Source organism: Campylobacter fetus subsp. fetus, from assembly GCF_900475935.1.
Taxonomy (GTDB): Bacteria; Campylobacterota; Campylobacteria; order Campylobacterales; family Campylobacteraceae; genus Campylobacter; species Campylobacter fetus.
Genome location: NZ_LS483431.1, coordinates 102,524 through 120,459 on the forward strand (window position 1 = coordinate 102,524; position 17,936 = coordinate 120,459).

The 17,936-nt window shown below is 36.0% G+C and carries 18 protein-coding genes; 6 read left to right on the top strand and 12 right to left on the bottom strand.

What is annotated here, in order from left to right:
• Positions 1 to 43: 43 nt before the first annotated feature.
• Together DQN38_RS00615 and ccoG are read right to left on the bottom strand one after the other, a co-directional pair.
• A complete protein-coding gene (locus tag DQN38_RS00615; protein WP_010397601.1) occupies positions 44 to 685 on the bottom strand; it encodes a TetR/AcrR family transcriptional regulator in 642 nt (213 codons plus the stop codon).
• Complete coding sequence (gene ccoG / locus DQN38_RS00620) at positions 678 to 2,081, bottom strand: cytochrome c oxidase accessory protein CcoG (protein WP_065844165.1); 1,404 nt, start codon at positions 2,079 to 2,081, stop codon at positions 678 to 680. Before ccoG ends, DQN38_RS00615 begins: the two co-directional genes overlap by 8 nt.
• 157 nt (positions 2,082 to 2,238) lie before the next feature.
• On the opposite strand from ccoG, the gene rpsU reads away from it, so the two are divergent.
• Positions 2,239 to 2,451 carry a 30S ribosomal protein S21 gene (gene rpsU, locus DQN38_RS00625; RefSeq protein WP_002848116.1) on the top strand — a complete coding sequence of 71 codons (213 nt, stop codon included), beginning with the start codon at positions 2,239 to 2,241 and terminating at the stop codon, positions 2,449 to 2,451.
• Positions 2,452 to 2,558: 107 nt separating this feature from the next.
• Here the strand turns inward: rpsU and DQN38_RS00630 are convergent, their stop codons facing one another.
• Genes DQN38_RS00630 through DQN38_RS00675 form a run of 10 tightly spaced genes read right to left on the bottom strand, consistent with a single transcriptional unit; the run spans position 2,559 to position 12,071 of the window.
• A complete protein-coding gene (locus tag DQN38_RS00630; RefSeq protein WP_011731705.1) occupies positions 2,559 to 3,023 on the bottom strand; it encodes a hydrogenase 3 maturation endopeptidase HyCI in 465 nt (154 codons plus the stop codon).
• 2 nt (positions 3,024 to 3,025) lie between these two features.
• Positions 3,026 to 3,367, bottom strand: a complete 342-nt coding sequence (locus DQN38_RS00635) for a formate hydrogenlyase maturation HycH family protein (protein WP_065844220.1) — start codon at positions 3,365 to 3,367, stop codon at positions 3,026 to 3,028.
• Positions 3,364 to 4,179 (bottom strand): NADH-quinone oxidoreductase subunit B family protein, encoded by an 816-nt coding sequence (locus DQN38_RS00640; protein WP_065844221.1) that lies wholly within the window; start codon positions 4,177 to 4,179, stop codon positions 3,364 to 3,366. The genes DQN38_RS00635 and DQN38_RS00640 overlap by 4 nt, the downstream gene beginning before the upstream one ends.
• Entirely contained in the window at positions 4,179 to 4,709 is a 531-nt protein-coding gene (locus DQN38_RS00645) for a formate hydrogenlyase complex iron-sulfur subunit (RefSeq protein ID WP_002848120.1), read from the bottom strand. Before DQN38_RS00645 ends, DQN38_RS00640 begins: the two co-directional genes overlap by 1 nt.
• The gene (locus tag DQN38_RS00650; protein WP_002848121.1) at positions 4,706 to 6,454 is read right to left on the bottom strand and encodes an NADH-quinone oxidoreductase subunit D-related protein; all 1,749 of its coding nucleotides are present in this window, start codon (positions 6,452 to 6,454) and stop codon (positions 4,706 to 4,708) included. The genes DQN38_RS00645 and DQN38_RS00650 overlap by 4 nt, the downstream gene beginning before the upstream one ends.
• Positions 6,454 to 7,929 (bottom strand): proton-conducting transporter transmembrane domain-containing protein, encoded by a 1,476-nt coding sequence (locus DQN38_RS00655; RefSeq protein WP_002848122.1) that lies wholly within the window; start codon positions 7,927 to 7,929, stop codon positions 6,454 to 6,456. The genes DQN38_RS00650 and DQN38_RS00655 overlap by 1 nt, the downstream gene beginning before the upstream one ends.
• A 3-nt stretch (positions 7,930 to 7,932) precedes the next feature.
• On the bottom strand, positions 7,933 to 8,568 hold the full coding sequence (gene hyfE / locus DQN38_RS00660) for a hydrogenase 4 membrane subunit (protein WP_011731707.1): 636 nt from the start codon (positions 8,566 to 8,568) through the stop codon (positions 7,933 to 7,935).
• Between the two features lies 1 nt (position 8,569).
• On the bottom strand, positions 8,570 to 9,490 hold the full coding sequence (locus tag DQN38_RS00665) for a respiratory chain complex I subunit 1 family protein (RefSeq protein WP_065843889.1): 921 nt from the start codon (positions 9,488 to 9,490) through the stop codon (positions 8,570 to 8,572).
• Positions 9,491 to 11,443 (bottom strand): proton-conducting transporter transmembrane domain-containing protein, encoded by a 1,953-nt coding sequence (locus DQN38_RS00670; protein ID WP_065843890.1) that lies wholly within the window; start codon positions 11,441 to 11,443, stop codon positions 9,491 to 9,493.
• Positions 11,436 to 12,071, bottom strand: coding sequence for a 4Fe-4S dicluster domain-containing protein (locus DQN38_RS00675; RefSeq protein WP_065843891.1), 636 nt, complete (start codon positions 12,069 to 12,071; stop codon positions 11,436 to 11,438). The genes DQN38_RS00670 and DQN38_RS00675 overlap by 8 nt, the downstream gene beginning before the upstream one ends.
• Positions 12,072 to 12,598: 527 nt before the next feature.
• On the opposite strand from DQN38_RS00675, the gene DQN38_RS00680 reads away from it, so the two are divergent.
• Genes DQN38_RS00680 through DQN38_RS00700 form a run of 5 tightly spaced genes read left to right on the top strand, consistent with a single transcriptional unit; the run spans position 12,599 to position 17,931 of the window.
• Entirely contained in the window at positions 12,599 to 14,221 is a 1,623-nt protein-coding gene (locus DQN38_RS00680; protein WP_111738135.1) for an HAL/PAL/TAL family ammonia-lyase, read from the top strand.
• A gap of 12 nt (positions 14,222 to 14,233) precedes the next feature.
• A complete protein-coding gene (locus DQN38_RS00685) occupies positions 14,234 to 15,400 on the top strand; it encodes an Opr family porin (protein WP_065843892.1) in 1,167 nt (388 codons plus the stop codon).
• Between the two features lie 9 nt (positions 15,401 to 15,409).
• Entirely contained in the window at positions 15,410 to 16,963 is a 1,554-nt protein-coding gene (locus DQN38_RS00690) for a flavocytochrome c (RefSeq protein WP_002848129.1), read from the top strand.
• Complete coding sequence (locus DQN38_RS00695; RefSeq protein ID WP_002848131.1) at positions 16,957 to 17,349, top strand: cytochrome c3 family protein; 393 nt, start codon at positions 16,957 to 16,959, stop codon at positions 17,347 to 17,349. Before DQN38_RS00690 ends, DQN38_RS00695 begins: the two co-directional genes overlap by 7 nt.
• Positions 17,350 to 17,358: 9 nt before the next feature.
• Complete coding sequence (locus tag DQN38_RS00700) at positions 17,359 to 17,931, top strand: cytochrome c3 family protein (protein ID WP_002848132.1); 573 nt, start codon at positions 17,359 to 17,361, stop codon at positions 17,929 to 17,931.
• Positions 17,932 to 17,936 lie beyond the last annotated feature (5 nt).

Consider the following 17,936-nt stretch of genomic DNA (forward strand, 5'->3'; position numbering starts at 1 on the left):
TTGTTAAATTGTTAAATAAGTTACTTTTATGGACTTCAAGTTTTTATTTTAGTGCGGCACTCAAAAAGAACTCTACGCACTCTTTTACCCACTCTTTTTTCTCTTGTTTATTCATATTTAAGTGTCTTTTAAGTATTGCGCTTCTTACTGTAAATGGCTCTTCGAGCAAGTAGCAAAATCTAAATGCCAATAGCTCCAAATCATCGCTTTTAAATCTTGGTTTTACGGATGGTTTGCTAAAAAAATCCGTGAGTATTTGATTGACTTTTTTAACACCACTTTCGTAAAATATATCTACTATTTGTGACTTATCTTTAAATGATTCGTTCAAAATCAGCTTTTTAAGCAGCAGAGAGTCTTTTGTCCAAACTACATTCAAAAATTCTTCACCAAATTTAAATAAAAATTTCTCCAAATCATCAGAAGAGTCAAGATAAATTTGATTCTCTACTTCTGTTAAAAACTGCCTTACTCCACGATCGATTATAGCTTTAAAAAGTCCCTCTTTACTACCGAAATACGTATAAATAGTAGAAAGAGATCCGCCGCTTTTTGAAATAATATCATTCAAGCTAGTGTTTTCAAAACCGTTTTTTAAAAATAGTTCCAGCGAGACAGATAAGATTAACTCATATCTATCTTTTGCTTTTTTACTTTTTATTTGAGAAAGTATTTCGTTACTCATTTTCTTGCTTTTGAATTGCTTTATTTATTTCGGTCATTTTTGGAAATACAAAAATCGTATCCCTTGAAACTTTAACTGTGTTTATATCGTCAACGGCGTAAGCATTTATAGTGATATCAATAGGAGTATCTTTGTTTACCTCGTCGACAAGAGTATCTTTTGTACTAAGCACTACTATTATTTTTCTTTTGCCTCCGGCTTTTAGTTTTATAGGCTCAAGAGGTCTATTTATACTGATTCTAGTGTCATTTACATCAAAATAGTACTCGTGCACTTTGTTTTGCGTATTTTGGATCAAAAACGTATATGCGTTTTGTACTTCAAATTTCGAATCTTCCACTTTTATTTTATATAATTCCGTTGTTCGGTTGATATTCAAAAGCATATGCTCCTTTTTGGTACTCATAAATATCAAAGCTATAATAGCTATAGATAAAACTACCATATAAGCTATAGTTCTAAATCTAAAATAATTTACCTTTTTTCCGGTTTGCAGAGATTTTGCACTTGTCCAATTTATAAGACTTTTTTCGCCAAATCCAGCCATAACTTTTGTACATGCGTCGCTGCATTCAAGGCAGTTTATGCATTCAAGCTGCATTCCTTGTCTTATATCTATATGGGTTGGACAGATATGTACGCAAGCATCACAGCCTATACATTTTGCATCTTTTTCAAGAGGTTTTTTACCTATTTTCGTATGACATTCATATATTTTTCCGCCGCGTTTTTCATCATATATTACTTGAACCGTATCATTGTCAAACATTACGCTTTGAACTCTTGCGTAAGGACATACGTAAATACAGAAATTTTCAGCTAAAATAATTACGTCATAAACGATAAATAGAGTAATTCCTATTAAAATTCCTATTAAAAGTTTGTGCTGAGCAGGATTTGCTAAGTAACTAAAAAAATCCTCAGGCGGTACAAAATACCATAAAAAATTGCTTGCCGCAACTAGGGATAAACATGTCCAAATGAATACAGCTATCATTTTTTTAAAATACTCGCTATCAACTTTTTTTTGCTTATCTCTAATATTTTTTCTTATTTTTAAAATTTTAGTTTGAATAAGATCTCTATATATCACCCTAAAACAGGTTTGGGGGCATGCCCAGCCGCACCATATTCTTCCGCCAAGAGTAGTTAGAAAAAATATCGTTAAAAATAAAATTATTAGTACAAACGGCATCAAATATAGCTCTTGCATATCAAATGATGTAAAGAGCAGGTGAAGTTGCTTTTTATCAAAACTAAGCAAGAAAAAGTGATTATCATTAATTCTGATAAAAGGCAAAACGAGTGCTATAATGGTGACTACTGCGTAAGCTATGTAGCGTTTTGTAGCGTATGGAGTCCAGTTCGCTAAGTATTGTTTGATATTTGCAGACATTCGTAAATCCTTTATAAATTTAACTTGGAACAATTATATAACTTATGATTTTAAAAATAGGTTAAACGTATTTTATATATTTTTTATTTATAAATCAAATTTAAGTCAAATTTAGATACAATCTCAACTTATTTTAATCTGAAAGGTGGTGAGGACTGTGCCAGGAGTAAAGGTACATCCTAATGAGTCTTTTGACGAAGCTTATAGACGTTTCAAAAAACAAACCGATCGTAACCTAGTTGTTACTGAAGTTCGTGCTAGAAGATTTTTTGAGCCTATGACTGAAATTCGTAAAAAACAAAAAATTTCAGCTCGCAAAAAAATGCTTAAAAGACTTTATATGCTTAGACGTTACGAGTCTAGACTCTAAAACCATAAGCCGGAAGCTTTTCCGGCTTTTTTCTCTAAATTCTATGATCTATTTTTACTTTTAAATTTGGTAAATTTATATATAAACAATAGATATTTGGGTATGTTTTATTTTAAATTTAAATCTATCTCTTTTATCTTTTGCACTGCTTTTTTGGCAGATATCTTTGCGTTTTGGCTAAGACCTTCTTCAAAGCCAAGAACATTTTCAAGTAGCACCGAGATACCTAAAAACAGCGTTTTTGGAGTGATGGTTCTAAGATAGCTTAGCAAAACCGGAGTAGGTAAATTGTGCGTGGAGTAGATGTAATCTCTCTCGTTCTCAAGGTTAAAAAACTCTATCTTATCGTCTTTAAAGCCGCTCATCGCATCGACTACCACAATGATATCAGGAGCAAACTCTCTGATAGCGCCAAACTCGTTCTCAGGCACGTCCTGCCCGTAAAATACTCTCCAGCTAGGCATCTGCTCTTCTACTAACTCGCCCACGTATAAACCCACGGCGTCATCGCCTCGCATTTTATTGCCTATGCAAAGTAGAGATTTTTTTAGTTCTTTTTTGGTTTTGGGCATTTTTAACTCTTTTTTAGGACGATATAGCCTTCATCTAAGCTTGAAAGTATATCTCTAAATTTTGAGTTTGGAAGCTTGTCTTTTAGCACTTTTGCGTGAACAGGCAAGATCTCGACTTCAAAATATTTGTTTATATTTCCGAGTTTAAATTTGGCGTATTCATCACTGCTATCAAGCATTTTATTCCACTGTTCATCGTCAAATTCTGCTATCTTTTCGTTGAAATCTATCGTTCCTACGCCGTGTCCTACGCAAGTGCTAAACGTGACTATTTGTTTGTAAATTTGTGGAAGTTCGGCGTTTTCATCAACGTGGCGTTTTGTGAGTTTCCAGACTTGTATCACTTTTTATCCCAAATTTGATCTAAATTTATATGAAATTCATTTGAAGCGTTTGTGTATTTTAAATAAATTTCATTAAAAAGTACGGCTAGACACTCAGCATATCTCTGATCGTCTTGCTCTTTTATGGCTAAGCTAAGTGCGTCTTTTGCAAGAATCGGATCTTTGGGATTGACGCAAGTTTTTAGAGCGGTTATAAATTTATCATATAAGATCCTGCCGTATATATAGCTCATCAAAAACTTAGCTTTTACAAGTAGATCGCGCTCAAAAGAAGCGTTGTCAAGTAGCGATTTTTGAGTTAAATTCGGTAGTAAATCGTCGTCTTTGAAGCTCTGTTTTTCTAGCTTTTGTTCTATCAGACCGACCGCGGTTGCTAAAGCATAAATGATGCTTGCTGGATGAGGTGGGCAACCAGGCACAAATACATCAACTGGTAAAACCTTATCGGCTCCACCCCAAACCGCGTAACTATCGTGAAATATCCCACCGCTCACTCCGCACGCACCAAAGCCAACTACTATCTTTGGATCTGGAGTGGCTTCGTAGGCTCTAAGAAGCGGATAGTACATTTGTCTAGTGATAGGTCCTGAGACTATCAGAATGTCTGCGTGGCGCGGGTTTGCTACTAGTTTAAATCCAAATCGCTCTGGATCCCAAAGCGGACTAAGAGCGGCAAATATCTCTATTTCGCAACCGTTGCAGCTTCCGCAGTCTATGCGAAATACGCTAAAACTGCGTTTGATGTTTTTAAGTAAATTTAGCTTTGAGTTTAGATCGTTTGATCTTTGTATATCATCAGGTACAACGTACATTATTTTACCGCCTTATACTCTTTGTTTGTCATCATCTCTACTATTGCATTTTTCTTGCAGCTAGGACAGATATGTAGATATTTTTTGGCTTCTTCTAGCCTTTGTTTGCTTAAAGTGCTAAGCCTTTGCTCACAAAACTGCACGAATTTTTTACTCAAAAACGCTTTACCACAAACACTGCATAGCTCACTTTCTAGCTCTCCTTCTTGGATGAGTGCTGATTTATCAAATTTAACCGTAAGTTCGTAATCATTGCTTAGCCTTATAGCCGCAGTAGGACATACCTCGTCGCAACGACCGCAAAATATACATCTACCGCAGTTGTATCGCCATTTTATGAATTTTTTCCCATCCTCCCATTTTACGCTTATCGCGTTGCTCGGGCACGCTACCCCGCAAGCCGCGCAACCTATACAGTTTGTGTAATGATACGTCGGTTTGCCTCTAAAATGCTCTTCTACTATATAAGGTTCATATGGATATTTACTTGTAACGATACCTGTTTTTTTGACTATATCGTAAATTTTCATCTTATATCCTTTGTCGGACTATCTTTTAGGCTTTGGCAGTATTTTTTAAGCTCTTTTTCGCCTATCACTTTTGACTTTCCGCTTTTTACATTTACTAAAGTCACGCGCTCGGTGCAAGAGTAGCAAGGATCTAAACTACATACTATAAGTGCGGCGTCTGCTATGGTATTTCCTTGAAGTTGATATCTTAAGCTTGACCAGTTATTATACGTAGAAGCTCTACATCTCCAGCGATATACTTTTTGAGAGTCGCCTTGCATGATCCAGTGTATATTTTCCCCGCGCGGGGCTTCGTCGTATCCTAAGCAGTAAGTTCCAGGTTGTAGTCTGTAGTTAGTATCTGTAAAAATAGCACCGCCCGGCATTATATCAAGGCACTGTTTTACTAGCCGCAAGGCTTGTTTGCAGTCGTTATATCGAACTAATTCCCTGCTTAGCACGTCACCGTCAAACTGGACGTTAGGAGTAAGCTCAAGCTCTTTGTAAAATCCGTAAGTATGATCATATCTCGTATCTCTTTTAAATCCGCTTCCGCGCACGTTTGGACCGACTGGGCTAAAGTCACGCGCCACTTGTTTATCAAGTATGCCTATACCTTTCCAGCGTCCTATTTGGCGTTTATCTTCCATGACGACTTGCCAAATTTCATCTAGTTGGGTGCCAATTTTTTCTAAGATTTCGTAAGATTGTTTTATCTCATTTAGCGTGATATCTCGTCTAACGCCGCCGATCACGATAGTACCGTATGTTTTTCTACCACCTGTTATGAGTTGAGCTAGTTCAAGCGTGTATTCGCGAACTCTAAATATATGCATAAATGCCGTATAATTTCCAGTAACTTCACAAGCCAAGCCCAAATTTAAAAGATTTGAGTGCATTCGCTCTATTTCGCTACTCATAATCCTGATAGCTTGTGCACGGCGTGGAATTTCAAGCCCTATACCTCTTTCTACTGCTTCAACGCAAGCTATAGAGTGAGCAAATCCGCATATCCCGCATACTCTTTCTGCAAGGTAGCTCATCTGGTTATAGTTTAGTCTGTTTTCGGCTAGTTTTTCCATACCTCGGTGCTGATAAAACAGTCTATAATCGGCATCTACTATGGTGTCGCCGTCGCAGTACAACCTAAAATGCCCCGGCTCATCGGCTGTTATATGAAGAGGTCCTAAAGGTATGTCCGTCACAGAGCCGTTTGGTCGCATAAACTCATAGTCTGGTTCGTCTTTTGGTTGCACCGGATCCGGGCGAAATTTATAATCCATAGCATCTTTTCTAAGCGGGTATAAATTCTCAGGCCAGTCATCGCTAAGAACGAGTCTTCTTTTATCGGGTAAGCCCTCGGCTACTAAACCAAACATATCATAAGCTTCTCTTTCATACCATACACAAGCAGGAACCAAAGGTGTAACGGAGGGATAACAAGGGTCGTTTTGGGGGATAAGGGTTTTAACCGTGATAAAGCATTTTTCGCTACTTTGTATCTCATCTATAGTTCCGTCTTCTTTGCTCATTTTCGAGCCTTCCATAGATAAAACGTAGTAAAGCGCGTAACTTTGATTTATGGTTCTTTCATCGTTTGCTACCATACTAGAAAGCCAACCGCCGATACTGTAGTATAGTTTATGAACGACTTTTGGTAGATCATTTCTATCTACTAATATCGTTATTTGATCTTCACATTGTCTGCTTGTTTCTAAAATATTAAACTCATTTTTTAAAATATCTATAAATTTATCGCCTCTCATTAGTTTCCTTTTATCATTGTGACGCTGTTTTGTACTAATATCCAAAAGTTATCAAACTGCCATATGCCAAAGCTGATTATCAAAAATGCTAATGCGATAAGCGGTAAATTTTCCCATAAACTCATTTCTGATTTAAATTTAACTTCACCTTTAACTTCACCAAAACTTGCCATAAAAAAATGTGAAAAATCGGCTATAAAGATGATAGTTAAAGCCAGCGCAAATAATACGATAGCAGCGTACTGACCGCTTAAAACAGCGGCTTTAAACGTCAAAAACTCACTTACAAAGATAGCAAAACCAGGAACTCCTACGAGTGAGCAGATAGATATGCCAAACAAAACGGTTGTGAGCGGAGCGATATGTATCATACACCCCATTTTACTCATATCGTTTGTCCCGTAAATTCTAGCAGTGTTTCCTGTGGTTAGGAATGCTAAAGCTTTTGTAAAGCTGTGAGCCGCACAGTGGAAAACGGCTGCAAAAACGCCTATTTTTCCACCGACTCCAAGAGCAAAAGCTATAACTCCCATATGTGCTACTGAATGGTAAGCGAACATTCTTTTTACATCATGTTGTCTGATAAGAAAAAACGCAGATACGAAAAGCGTTAATGTACCGCTTATCAACATTATTTGTTCGCTAAAATTACCTCCGGTTGCATTTGAAGCGATAGCGTAGTAACGCAAAAGTCCTAACATGGCGCATTTTATAACGATTCCGCTAAGCATAGCTGAAGTTGGAGCTGGACCCTGAGCGTGAGCATCAGGGAGCCAAGTATGAGTAGGCACTAAGCCCGCTTTTGTTCCAAAACCGATTAAAGCAAATATAAATATAAGTTTTAAAACATCGGGATTTAAGCTACTTGCGTGAAGTATTAAATTTGAAAACAAAATCGCATTTTTCTCATCATGTAAAGTATTTAAACTAGAAGCGTACAAAAGTATGGTTGCAAACATAGCAAATGCTAAGCCGACCGAGCAGATGATTATATATTTGTATCCGCTTTCAAGTGAGCGTTTATCACCTTTTAGCGCCACCATAAATACCGTTGCTAAAGTGGTTGCTTCAAGAGCGGCCCACATTATCGCCATATTATTGCTAATACAGCTTAGAGTCATAGCAAACGTGGTTATATGAGATAAACAGAAATTTGTTTTTATCTGTTTTAAATTTAAAGAATTTGAGTTTAACTGCCACTTAAAATAGCTAGTCGAGTATAAATTTACACAAAATCCAGTCAAACTTATAAGTACTAAAAAAACAGCTCCTAAAGAGTCTAAAAACAACATATCGTTAAATGCATATATGGCACCCAAGCTTAAAACTTTACTTATAGAACAAAGTAGTGCTAAAGATACTGCGGCGCTGCAAAGTATATGCAAAAGGTTTAAAACTTTTACATTTAAAGGAGATACAAATAAAATGAGAGCCGATACCAAAGGAAGCAGTAGAATTAAAAATAAAATATCCATAAATTAACCTTTTAAACTAGCAGCTATACTTGTATCAAGAGTGCCGTAAATTTTATAGTAAGCAAATGCTAAAATACTCATTATGATGATGGCAAAAACAGCGTCGCTAAGAATGCCAAGCTCAACTAAAGCGTGGGAATTATAAGCTGTGAGAGCTAGACTTAGATGAATACCGTTTTCAAATAAACAGTAAGATAAAATTTGCTTTACAAATGAATTTCTAAGTATAAATCCAAATATTCCTACCATAAATATAAAAATTCCGCCTATCAAAGCAGTTTCGTTTTTGATAAGTGAAAACTCCATAAATATAGGAGCTATCAGCATAGCCGATCCTATAGAAAAAGCAAATGCGATCAGCGGTGAAACCAAAAATCCGCCTACGGGCTCAACTTCGTGAGTAACCCCAAGCTTTTTTACTAGAGTAAAGAGAATGAGCGGAACTGCTATAACTTTTATAAAAAATGCGATTATCGCCCATGAAAACAGTTCATTTGCTTTGTATTCGTTTGCTAAAAACAAAAACACGCAAACTAGTGCTATAGCTTCTAAAACGTAGCTTATAATGCTTAATTTATAACTTCTAAAACCAAATACCAAAAGACTTAAAATCATCATTAAAATTATTAAAATTTCCATATCATACTCCTACTACATAGAGGCTAAGAGATATAAGAGATATAAAAAGTATGCAAGCTGAGTTAAATTTCAAGCTTGAAATTATCCTAAATCTCGGTCCAAAGTTGTCCATCAAAATCGCTCCTACATAAAAAAGCCCCACTAAAATAAGATGAACAATGAGAGTTAAAAATGGGCTTGAAAAACCGATAGGAACAAACATAACTATGAAAAAGCTTATCATAGCAAACTGTTTTAGCATAAGAGCCATTTCCACTAAAGCCAGATCTTTTCCACTGTATTCGCCGATGACGCCCTCTTGTACTTCTTGCTCGGCTTCTGCAAGATCAAACGGTTTTCTTCCTGTTTCAACATACATCGCCCACAAAAATGCTACACTTGCTACTGCGTAAGATGCGCTTGAGTAGCCTATTTCCGCGTTTTGTATAAGCTCTTTTATGATAGCAAGATTTGTTGTTTTTGCAAGCATTGCTATCACTACTAAACAAATTATCATTATAGGCTCTATATAGATAGCTATAAGACTCTCTCTACTAGCTCCTACTGCTGCGTAAGGATTTGCACTATCTAAGCTTGCGACTCCAAAGATAAATCTAAAAAGCGCAACTAGATAAACCACGACTATGATATCGCTAACTGCTCCGGCGTTTGCCGATCCGCCATAAGTTATAGGTATCATCATCACAAGCATAGCACAAACGCTAAAAAGCATATACGGACTAAATTTAAAAAACCAATGCACGCAGTTTGGAGCCGTGCGAGAACGTTTTAAAAGTTTAAATATATCATAGTACGTCTGTAATATCGGTGAACCTTTGCGACTTTGAATTTTACCACGCAGATTTCTAGCTATACCATCAAACAACGGAGTAAGCGCCAATGCAACAAAAAGTTGTAAAATCATTAGTAAAACAGCTTCCATTTAAGCCCCCAAAAAGTAAAATCCAACTACTAGCATAGCATAGAGATAAACTAGTATATATACAACATAAAAGCTACTTCTTCCGTTTTGAAAAGCACCTATTTTATCAGCTATAAGCATATTAAACTTGATAATCGGCTCGTATAAAATCTTCCACCAAACATCTTCAGTGCCGGTTTTATAATCTACATTACTAAAGTAATTTTGCTGCTTAGTTTCTGTTTTAAATTTGATAACTTTGCTAATAAGTCTTTTAAAATCCCCGACAAACGAATTTGAGTTCATGCTCATTTGCGGACTAAATTTAAATCCGCAAGCCCAAGGTTCGCTTGCTCTGACTTTGCTCATATTTGCTCCAAATAGTCCAAAAAGCAGAAACGGAAGTGCTAAAGCAAACATAAGTAAAATCATTATAGCAGGCATTGAAATAACATTTATGTTCATGCTATACATGGTTTGAGGTACTAAATATAAAACTACGTTTCCTAAGAATAGAATTATATTATTTGCAAAAACAGCAAAATAAATAGAACTAAAAGCTAGTATAAACATGCCAAATGGCATAAAGAATGATTTTTCACAAGCTCTGTTATGTATGTTTTCATCTTTTGGTGTCCCGGCAAATATAACTCCGTAAAGTTTGATAAAAGCATAAACTACCATAGCTCCAGTAAGCGCTAAACATATGATAGCAAGAGCAAAAATCAGTCTTGAAGCTATACTATCATCAAGCGCTCCCATAAACATAGATCTATAAATAAACCATTCGCTGATAAATCCATTTAGCGGAGGAAGAGCGGATATACTAATGGCTCCTATTAGAAAAAATAGCGCAGTAAAAGGCATTTTTCTAGCAAGCCCTCCAAGAGAGTTCATATTTTTTGTTCTAGTGACGCTATATATGCTTCCTGAACCTAAAAATAGCAATGATTTAAATGTTGAGTGATTAAGCACGTGAAATAAAGCTCCTATGAACCCAAGCAAAACTAGAGTCGGCTCAGCTATGCTAATACCGTAAAACCCAACTCCAACTCCAAGCATAATAATACCTAAGTTTTCAACTGAGCTATATGATATTAATTTTATATAATCATTTTGTATCAAAGCGTAAGTTATACCAATCAGCGCGCTAATGGCTCCTAATGCTACAACACTAAGAGCAAATCCAGAAGTTATAGGCAAAATAACGCTAAATTGAATAATTCCGAATATTGCCATTTTAGACATAATACCGCTTAACATTCCTGCTACGTTTGATGGAGCCAACGGATAAACAAGCGGTGCCCATACGTGAAACGGAAACATTCCGATTTTGCTGCCAAATCCTATTAAGAGCAGAATAAGAATACAAGTAGCGACTGTTGGATCTATATCTAGTTTGCTCCATTGCATAAATGAGAAGCTTCCGGCAAAGTATGAGATAAAAAGAAGCGCTATAAGTATGCAAAATGCTCCTATTTGTGCTATGCTAAGATATATCATCACTGTTTTATTGCTATGTTTTTCATCATTAAATTTAAGCAAAAGAGCAGATATTAAAGTCATAATTTCCCATAAAACAATGAAACTAAAAACATCTGAGCTAGAAACTACAAGCAGCATAGAAAGGATAAAAAAGTTAAATAAAGCTGCAAAAACAGCGAGATTTCCCCTGTCTTTAAACTCTTTTATATATCCTATTGTATATATGCAGATACCAATTGCTATAAAAGTTATGATAAAACTAAAAAATCCGCTAAGCGGAGTTATAATAAAATGTGGAGAAAATAAGAAATTTCCTGCTAATTTAAAACCGTAAGTTGAATTGATATTTTTTATAAAATATATCGTGCTAAATATGGATATTATGCAAGGTATCGCAAGTCCAATATAAAGAGCGATTTTCGGCACTCTATAAAGAACTAAGCATATAATTCCTACCAAAAAGAACGACGTATAAATTATTTCAAGCATCTGCTTCTCCTTGCTGCACTTCCCCGGTCTCTTTTAGAGGTTTGTTTTTTTGCGCTATTATGATTTGCGGCGGCGGGCAATCTAGAATTTTAGATATAAAATTTGACATATTATCACCGTCTTTTAGTTTTTTACCGTATTTGTGTTTATTTGTTATAGGATCAAGCATTACTAAAGCGCCTTTTGGACAGACTTCTACGCAAGCGCTTCCTTCATTTCCGCCATCGCAGATATCGCATTTTATCGCTACGCTCATAAAGCCGTCGCCGCACACGTCCATTTCATCTAAATTTGATCCATTTGATGGGATCTCTAAGCTATCAAGATGAATCGCGCCATATGGGCAAGCATTTACGCATAAAGCGCAGCCTATGCAAAGTTGCTCATGCATTTCTACATATCCATTTTCGTTGCGTAAAGCCGAGCTTGGACATACTAGTGCGCAAGGCGCGTCGTCGCACTGACGGCATTGATTTGGCATAACTCCGTTTGTCATTTTTATAACGTCAAGCCTTGGTTTTGCTAGTTTTCCGCGTTTATAAGCCTCTTTACCGCATGCTTTCATACAGGCTTTACAGCCTATGCAAAGCTCAGGATTACAGATTACAAATTTATGTTTTTTACTCAAATTAACCCCATTTTTGTTATTTTTTATTTTAAATTTATATAACGCAACGCGTATCTTTTAATAGTAAGTTATATATTTTTTATTTTAATTGTATAATTTTAAAACTTAATTTAAAATTTATATTTTCTACATTTTTGTACCAAAATATATTATAAATTTAGGTTATGGTGATATTTATAGCGAGCTTTTTGGTTTGTGTTATTATAATAATAAAATATCTAGTAACGACGCGATTACGTATAAAAGCTGTTGGGCATAGTTGAAATAAAGCAAATTTTTTATAAATTCTTATAATATTTTGCGACTTTGGCACTTGAATTTACTAAAAAAATTATCTACTAATATGCTACTTTTAGTAACAAATTTAAATGTTGCTCGGACATCTATAAACTAACAATATTTATATTTTATTACATTATTATATAAAAAATAATTTAAAATTATTAAAATATATAAAATTTAAAAGATTACTTTTTGGAAATTATTTTTATTTAAAATTACGTTAAATTTCTTACAAAGGGGATAATATGAAAAGTTTTGTGATTTTATCTGCTGTGGCAGCGTTGGCTCTTAGTTTGAGTGCTAGTAGTGTAACATTAGATGGCAATAGCGTAACGTCTCGCGATATAGTAGATATAGCAAACGGGGCAAAGGTAGGCATTGATCAAAATGCTTTTTCAAAAGTAAAAAAAGCACACGAAATTTTGCTTAACGCGGCAAAAGATGGCCAAAAAATTTATGGACTAACAGTCGGCGTCGGTCTTAATAAAGATAAAAATTTCGTTGATGCAAAGGGAAATTTAGATCCAGAAGTCATCAAAGCATCAACGGATTTTAATATAGGTCTTATACACGCTCATTGCGGCGGTGTCGGCGAAGATCTACCGCTTCAAACGGTAAGAGCGATCCTTGCAACTAGACTTAATAATATGCTTTTTGCCGGAGCTGGTGTTCAAGAAGAGGTCGTGCATCTTTATCAGGAGTTTTTAAATCAAGACATACTTCCTGTTATGCCAAGTAGTGGTTCAATGGGAGAAGCCGATATCACTATACTCGGACACATCGGTCTTGCGATGTTGAGAGAGGGCAAGGTCTATTATAAAGGTGTAAAAATGGACGCTGGTGAGGCTTTGCAAAAAGCAGGGCTTAAAAAACTATCACCTTTTGGTAAAGATAGTCTATCTATAGTAAGTTCAAACGCTTACTCAGCAGCGCTTGCAAATCTTGCGCTTGAAGATTTTAAGCAAGCATTTGAAGTTTCAAAAACAGTATTTGCACTCAGTTTAGAGGCTTTAAACGGTAATGTTGCTCCATTTTTACCAGAAGCTACTAGTTTAAGACCTTATCCAAGCTTTGTTTCAACTGCAAAAGAGATAAGGGAGATCTTAAAAGGTAGCTATTTGTGGGAACAAAACGGCGAGAGAGCTTTGCAAGATCCGCTTAGTTATAGAGACGCTACGTATTTGTTTGCCGCACTTAAAAGCAGTATTGACGAATTAGAAAAACTAATGAAAATTCAGCTAAATTCTTCAGACGATAATCCGGGAATTTACATAGGAAAAAGTCCAAAAGATGCTAGTTTTCAAGAAAATAAACTATTTACAAGCGGCGGTGCAGTTGTTCCTACATCAAATTTCGAGCCGTTACTTTGGGTAGTTGAGTTTGAAAAAGCATCTATAGTTTTAGCTCATAACTCAAAAGCTTCATCGCATAGAACTATAAAATTATCAGACGATAATTTCACCCATCTTAGCAGATTTTTAGGCACCGATAAAACTATCCATGCTTTTGGAGCTATGCAAAAACCTTTTGTGTCATTAGCTGGTGAAAATGAATTTCTAGCAAATCCTGCTTCGCTTGATTACTCTCCCGTAGCAGGAAATATAGAAGATGTTGCGACAAATGCACCGTTTGTAGTTCAAAAGTTCCAAAAACAGATAGATAACTTTTATCATATTTTAGGTATGGAACTCATCCACGCAGCCCAAGCTATCGATCTAAGAAAACAAAAAGATCCAAATTTAAAATTATCAAAATCTACGCAAAAATTATATGACGAGTATAGAAAAGTTGTTGAGTTTATGAATATAGATAGACCTTTAAGCGATGATTTCAAAAATTCGGCGAAATTTTTGAAAAATTATAAATAAAAGGGTATCGCTATGAAAAAAAGTACATTTTTGCTTATTTCAATGATCGCTAGTATGGCTTTGGCTAATAGCGATACGTTGCAAAGTGCGCTTAAAGACGGTAAATTTAGCGGAGATATCTCCGCTTTTTCAGAAACTCGTCATATAAATGAAGGTCAAAAAAGCGTTTATTATAATAATACATCGTATATCATAGGTTCTGTTGGCTTAAAATACGAAAGTGATTTTTATAAAAATTTCAAATTCGTAACAGGCTTTAGAGGTACGGCTCCTCTATACGAAAAAGATAAAAATTATAAAACATTACACGGTACCGGAGATTCCACAGAGAGAATTTACGAAGACGATAGGATGATGTTATCAAATTTGTATTTAGAATACAACGCGTATGATACGTCCGTTAAAGTAGGTCGTCAAGAGATGATAACTGACTGGGTCGGTAAGATAAATGACGGAGTTAGAGTGACAAATAACTCTATCGAAAATTTGACTTTGGACGCTATTTGGACACGCGCTCAAGGTAGAGTTTATATGAAAGAGATGTGGGGCTTTAAAAGTATAAATAAAGATAACGGCGGACTTTTTAACCTCGGCGGAACTTATAAATTTGATAACGGGCTTGGATTTAAAGCGTACGGTTTGTACGCGGATGAGATATTTTCAGCTTTTGGCGCAAAGATAATCTATGATGGACAAGTAAGCGATGAGCTTGGTGTCGGTGGTACCATTCACTACGCCCAAAGCGACGAAGATAAAAACAAAGACGATGGTAGCGTTTTTGAAGGATTACTCTATGCTAAATACTTAGATACAAAACTTACTTTAGGATATGTGAAATCAGGTAAAGAGATCGGCTGGGGGAGTTTAAATACGGCTGGAGATCAAATCGTTCAATTTGAAGAAGGCGATGTAATGTACGAAAGAGACGTTAAGACGTTTTATGCGATGTTATCAACAAGCATAGCAGATCTTTCGGTAACTGGTATATTTGGTACGACGGAGTATAAACTTAAGGGCGGCGATGATACGAATTATAGACAAAATGAATTTAGCGCATGGCTTAGTTATCCTATAATGAAAAATTTACAAGGACTTTTGATATATGATCAAGTATTTAAAGCTCAAGCGGGATATCCTAGTTTGACTCAAGTCGGCGTCGGGCTGATTTATAGTTTTTAAGGAGATTAAATGAATAGTAGAAGAAAATTTTTAGGTAGCTTATGCGCTCTTACATCGGCTGCTGTTTTAAAAGCTAATAACTTTAGCGATGAGCAGTTTAAGTGGGACGAAGAATGGGATGTTTTGGTAGTCGGATCGGGATTTGCCGGTACGGCTGCTGCTTGTCAAGCAATCGATGAGGGCGTAAAAACATTGCTGATAGATAAAATGCCCGTTCTTGGAGGAAATTCAGCTATAAACGGCGGAGCGTTTGCGGTCGTAAATTCAAAATTTCAAAAGGTTCGCGGCATAGAGGATTCTTATGAGCTTTACGTAAAAGATATTTTAAAAGCCGGACTTGGGTTAAATAGAATGGATCTAGTGGAAGTTATAGCTAAAAACGGAAATGACGCTTATGAATATACGTTAAAAAAAGGCGTGTATTACAGAGACGCGCTAGGTCAGTTCGGCGGACATTCTGTTCCAAGAACGATTTGGCCAGAAATAAACTCGGGCGGCAAGATCACGATACCTTTGCAAGAATACATTATGAAAAGCGGTGGAACGATCAGGACTAGGGTTGTATTAGATGATTTTATAAGAAATGATAACGGAAAAATCATCGGAGTAAAAGTTAGGGAAAATTACGACTTTATATTTGATCCTTTAAAAAACGAAGATGATAATAAAAGCGGTATCGTGAAATTTTACAAGGTAAATGGCGGAGTCGTTATGGCAACGGGCGGTTTCGCTTATGATGTAAATTTCAGACAAACGGTCGATCCGAAATTAACTGCGGATCTAGACTGTACGAATCACTATGGTGCAACGGCGTACGCTCTAAAAACTATGATGAGAAACGGCGCTGATACGGTTGATCTAAAATGGATACAACTAGGACCTTGGGGGAGTCCTGATGAAAAAGGATTTGGTATAGCTCCTGTTTTTGCGATACCTGCTTTTAGTTATGGCGTAATGGTCGATGCAAGAACAGGAAAAAGATTTGTCAATGAGCTTGCAGATAGAAAAATTCGCTCAGATGCCATTTTAAAAATGCATAAAAATCCAGACGGAAGCATAACTCATCCAGTTGTTATATGTGATAGCATCGGCGCACAAGGCACTACAAAAGCAAACGTACAAAGAGGAATAGATAAAAAAGTCATAAGAGTTTTTGATACGCTTAAAGAATTAGCAGATTTTTATAAAATTCCTTACGAAGGGCTTAAAAAAACCGTTGATGATTATACGAGGTATTCAAAAAACGGAAAAGACGAAGAGTTTGACAAACCGTTTTTTAAATTTAACGATATGATCCCGGATCTCACAAAACCGCCTTTTTACGCATGGCAAGCCTTGCCAAAAGTTCATCATACGATGGGCGGAGTGAAAATAGACACCGAAGCTAGAGTTATAGACAAAAACGGAAATATAATCGAAGGGCTTTTTTCTGCCGGAGAAGCAGTCGGCGGACCGCATGGAGCTAGCAGGCTCGGAAGTTGTGCTATACCTGATTGTTTAGTTTTTGGAAGGATAGCCGGCAAAAACGCTGCTAATCTAGCAAAAAAGGAGAAAAAATGTTAAAAATTTTCAAGATATTTTTAACTATATGTATCGGACTATCTATAAGCTCTTTTGCCGCAAATTTAGATCTTAATACATTTACGAAAGAAAATTATCCTATAAAGGCTCATCACGAGAAACTTGGATTTGACTGCAAAAATTGTCACAAAGAAAAAAATCCAAACGAATATAAAGCTCTAAAAACAGATGAGTGTTTGAGCTGCCATAAAAGCTACAAACGTTTAGCAGAGAGAAGCGGTCACCTTGGATATGATGATAACATACATAGCAGTCCGCATTATCCTAATATGGATTGCAATAACTGTCATAAATCACACAAGTCTTCACAAAATTATTGTGTAATGTGCCATTCGCAAGATGGTATGAAAAAAATATTGGTGCCATAAGGAGATATGATGAAAAATATTTTTATAAAAATTTGCATATTTTGTATTTTTGCATTCGTCATATTTTTTGGCGGTAACTCTTTGATACACGCTACAAGCGACGATAAATTTTGTACCGTTTGTCACGAATGGATGGATCCTATGGTAGAAGCTTATGGGCAAAGCATTCACGGAGGTGCGAATAATCACGGATTTAAGGCAAGTTGCACTAGTTGCCATTTGCCTAATGATAGTTATGTAAAATACGTTTTCAAAAAAGGCTTAAACGGCATCAGCGAAGCTACTCATATGGTTTTTAACGATGCAAAAGAGATGGATTGGCAAGGCAATAGAAAAAATCGCGAGGAATTCGTATATGATAGCGGTTGTATAAGTTGCCATCAAACAATTTTAGATATAAACTCAAGCAATCAAAATATCAATGATATGCATAATCTATACGCGGCGTCTATTCAAAATAAAGATAAAAAACTAAGTTGCGTAAGCTGTCATAAAACCGTAGGTCATAAAAATTTGGGTAAAATACTGTATGAGATCAAACATCCGCCTGTCGGAGACTGGGGAGATGAAATAAAAAGATAAGGAGC

Bases quoted from the DNA above. Each gene is read 5' to 3' on its own strand.
- DQN38_RS00615 (WP_010397601.1), bottom strand. From the start codon at position 685: ATGAGTAACGAAATACTTTCTCAAATAAAAAGTAAAAAAGCAAAAGAT.
- ccoG (WP_065844165.1), bottom strand. From the start codon at position 2,081: ATGTCTGCAAATATCAAACAATACTTAGCGAACTGGACTCCATACGCT.
- DQN38_RS00630 (WP_011731705.1), bottom strand. From the start codon at position 3,023: ATGCCCAAAACCAAAAAAGAACTAAAAAAATCTCTACTTTGCATAGGC.
- DQN38_RS00640 (WP_065844221.1), bottom strand. From the start codon at position 4,179: ATGTACGTTGTACCTGATGATATACAAAGATCAAACGATCTAAACTCA.
- DQN38_RS00645 (WP_002848120.1), bottom strand. From the start codon at position 4,709: ATGAAAATTTACGATATAGTCAAAAAAACAGGTATCGTTACAAGTAAA.
- DQN38_RS00650 (WP_002848121.1), bottom strand. From the start codon at position 6,454: ATGAGAGGCGATAAATTTATAGATATTTTAAAAAATGAGTTTAATATT.
- DQN38_RS00655 (WP_002848122.1), bottom strand. From the start codon at position 7,929: ATGGATATTTTATTTTTAATTCTACTGCTTCCTTTGGTATCGGCTCTC.
- hyfE (WP_011731707.1), bottom strand. From the start codon at position 8,568: ATGGAAATTTTAATAATTTTAATGATGATTTTAAGTCTTTTGGTATTT.
- DQN38_RS00665 (WP_065843889.1), bottom strand. From the start codon at position 9,490: ATGGAAGCTGTTTTACTAATGATTTTACAACTTTTTGTTGCATTGGCG.
- DQN38_RS00670 (WP_065843890.1), bottom strand. From the start codon at position 11,443: ATGCTTGAAATAATTTATACGTCGTTCTTTTTGGTAGGAATTATATGC.
- DQN38_RS00680 (WP_111738135.1), top strand. From the start codon at position 12,599: ATGAAAAGTTTTGTGATTTTATCTGCTGTGGCAGCGTTGGCTCTTAGT.
- DQN38_RS00685 (WP_065843892.1), top strand. From the start codon at position 14,234: ATGAAAAAAAGTACATTTTTGCTTATTTCAATGATCGCTAGTATGGCT.
- DQN38_RS00690 (WP_002848129.1), top strand. From the start codon at position 15,410: ATGAATAGTAGAAGAAAATTTTTAGGTAGCTTATGCGCTCTTACATCG.
- DQN38_RS00695 (WP_002848131.1), top strand. From the start codon at position 16,957: ATGTTAAAAATTTTCAAGATATTTTTAACTATATGTATCGGACTATCT.
- DQN38_RS00700 (WP_002848132.1), top strand. From the start codon at position 17,359: ATGAAAAATATTTTTATAAAAATTTGCATATTTTGTATTTTTGCATTC.